We start from the raw sequence: 3,039 nt of genomic DNA on the forward strand, positions 1-3,039 counted from the left end.
CTTCGGGAGAAACTCATGGATTTTTTATATCTATTTATCTTCTTCAACAAATTCAATAATACCTTCACCGAGACGGGCAATACGAGCCTGAGAATAAACATGATAACCGGCATTCTCAAGTTTTGTGCGGCCGTTCTGGAATGACTTTTCAATCAGGATCCCGATTCCGGCAATGGTAGCACCCGCCATCTCAACAAGACGTGCGGCACCTGTGGCAGCTTCGCCGTTGGCAAGAAAATCATCGATGATGAGAACACGATCCTCTTTGTTAATATAGTTACTGGAAAGTGTCAGTTCATAGCTTGTACCTTTTGTAAAAGACTTGATATTCGTCTGGTAAACATCGCCATTCAGAATCTTGGATGTCTGTTTTTTGAGAATGACCATAGGAACTTTCAGTGCCTGAGCGGTATATACAGCCGGTGCGATACCGGAACTTTCAATAGTAAGTACGCGTGTAATACCATAATCCTTAAAATATTCATAGAAATCCTTGCCGACTTCCTGCATTAAATCCGCATCTACCTGATGGTTTAAAAAACCGTCAACTTTCAGTACAGAATCACTGAGAGCTCTTCCTTCAGATAGAATTCTATCCATAAGTAGTTTCAACATTCTTCACCTCGTATATATTTTCAACTATTATAACATAGAATGGAATAGGGTGAAAGATTTTTAAATTATTTTGACAGAAAAATCTTTTTTTCACAATATGGTCATAATTATTCGGTATAATAAATAAAATTTGTAATTGATTAGAGAACACCTGAAAGGAGAAAATCTATGGGTAACTGCAAGATTCTTGTGATCGACGATGAAAGCCGTATGCGTAAGCTTGTACGGGATTTTTTGAGTAAAAAAGGTTATGACGTATTAGAAGCATCCAACGGCGAGGAAGCTATGGATATTTTTTATAGTGATAAAGAGATAGGACTTTTGATTCTTGATGTTATGATGCCGAAGATGGACGGATGGGAAGTATGCCGGGAGGTGCGAAAGACATCGAAGGTGCCGATCATTATGCTGACGGCGAAGGCGGATGAACGGGACGAACTTCTCGGATTTGAGCTTGGTGTGGATGAATATGTGACAAAACCTTTCAGCCCTAAGATCCTTGTGGCGAGAGTTGAGGCCATACTTCGGAGAAGCAATATGGGGAATAATGACGGAATTATCACGGTAGGAGATATTCGCATGGATAAGAATGCCCATGAAGTTTTTGTCGGAGACAAGCCGATCGAGCTGAGTTTTAAGGAATTTGAGCTGCTTGCCTATTTCATTGAGAATCAGGGAATTGCATTATCAAGAGAGCGTATTTTGAACAATGTGTGGAATTATGATTATTTTGGCGATGCAAGAACGATCGATACCCATGTAAAAAAGCTGCGCAACAAGATGGGAGAACAGGGTAAGTATATAAAGACCATCTGGGGTATGGGATATAAATTTGAAGTAACGAATGAATAATGGAGGCTGGCAGCCTATGGAAAAGTCATTAAGGGTCAAGCTGTCTGTTACGCTGATGACAACGGTACTTGTGACGATGTTGATTTCTGTACTGGTCAACAGTTTATTTCTGGTGGATTATTATGTTTCGGGAAAGCAGAAAACATTGATCAGTGTTTTTAATCAGATCAATAAGATGTATAATGCGCTGAATACTTCCCTTGATCAGGAGGAAGAGAATGGTGATACGGAAAAAGGCAGCGTTTACAGTTGGTTCAGTGAGCGAAACATTACGGCTCTGAGTGATTTCTTTGATATGGAATTATCCATGGAACAGCTCAGTCAGAGTAACAATATCGGTATCCTGCTGTACCGGATCGGTAATAAACGAATCATAAATGGTCAGACGATGTATGATATGCAGGTTCTGTTTTCTTCCAGCGGGAATAATTCGGACAGTGATTATGATGTACAGAATTTTGCTATTTACAGAGATTATGTTCAGTCACAGGATGATGTGACGGTGCTGAAGGAAACAGAGACATACACGTTAAAGAAGATCTATGTGAATCGTATGAATGCCTATTATATCTATCTGCTCGGGCATATGGGTGACGGGAATTACGCCATGCTTCGTGCATCTGTGGAAAGTATTCATGAGAGTGCCCAGATATCAAGCCGGTTTTTTATTTATGTAACCATGTGTGTGTGTATTATCAGTTTCCTGGCCATGCTTTTTATATCAAAGCGATTTACGGAGAGGATTCTTGTTTTGGCAAAGATTGCCCAGAAGATGTCCCATCTGGATTTTGAACAGAAATATCCGGTGACGACGGAGGATGAGATCGGGATTCTCGGTGACAGTATCAATACCCTTTCCGAGACATTGGAAAAGACATTGGGCGAGCTTAAAAGTGCCAATGTGCAGCTTAAGAGGGAACTGGAGCAGAAGATGCAGATTGATGAGATGCGAAAGGAATTTCTGTCAAATGTGTCTCATGAGCTGAAAACACCGATTGCATTGATTCAGGGCTATGCGGAAGGTCTTCAGGAAAATATCAATGATGATCCGGAGAGCCGGGAATTTTATTGTGAAGTTATCATGGATGAGGCCGGCAAGATGAATATGCTTGTCAAAAAACTTCTGGATCTGAATCAGATTGAATTCGGTACAGAGAATGTTTCTATGGAACGATTTGATATTGTTGCGACCATCGATAATATTCTGTCCAACGCAGAGATACTTTTCAGACAGAAGGAAGCGGTTCTTATATTTAATGCGGATGAGCCGATTTACGTCTGGGGCGATGTCTATTTGATCGAGGAAGCCTTTTCAAACTATATGTCGAATGCGCTGAATCATATTGATGGGGATCGGATCATTGAGGTCAATGTCCGAAAAGAAGGCAATCAGGCACGTGTTTCCGTCTATAATACGGGAGAACCGATTCCGGAAGAGGATATCGACCAGATCTGGGTGAAATTCTATAAAGTGGATAAGGCGAGAACGAGAGAATATGGCGGAAGCGGTGTGGGACTTTCCATTGTAAAGGCGACCATGGACCGTCTCGGACAGGGATATGGTGTTCGAAA

3 protein-coding genes are annotated in these 3,039 nt (G+C 41.2%); 2 read left to right on the forward strand and 1 reads right to left on the reverse strand.

Annotated elements, in window-relative coordinates; all coding sequences use genetic code 11:
* Positions 1-30: 30 nt before the first annotated feature.
* Positions 31-612: a xanthine phosphoribosyltransferase gene (locus QZZ35_RS10565; protein ID WP_291237370.1), complete on the reverse strand. Its 582-nt coding sequence runs from the start codon at positions 610-612 to the stop codon at positions 31-33.
* 171 nt (positions 613-783) lie between these two features.
* Here QZZ35_RS10565 and QZZ35_RS10570 point away from each other — a divergent pair, with 171 nt between their 5' ends.
* On the forward strand, positions 784-1,467 hold the full coding sequence (locus QZZ35_RS10570; RefSeq protein WP_291237368.1) for a response regulator transcription factor: 684 nt from the start codon (positions 784-786) through the stop codon (positions 1,465-1,467).
* Positions 1,468-1,483: 16 nt separating this feature from the next.
* On the forward strand, positions 1,484-3,039 hold a 1,556-nt coding region (locus QZZ35_RS10575; protein WP_291237369.1), incomplete at its 3' end, for a sensor histidine kinase.

Origin of the sequence: Frisingicoccus sp., assembly GCA_016298055.1 — a bacterium.
Classification (GTDB): Bacteria; Bacillota; Clostridia; order Lachnospirales; family Lachnospiraceae; genus Frisingicoccus.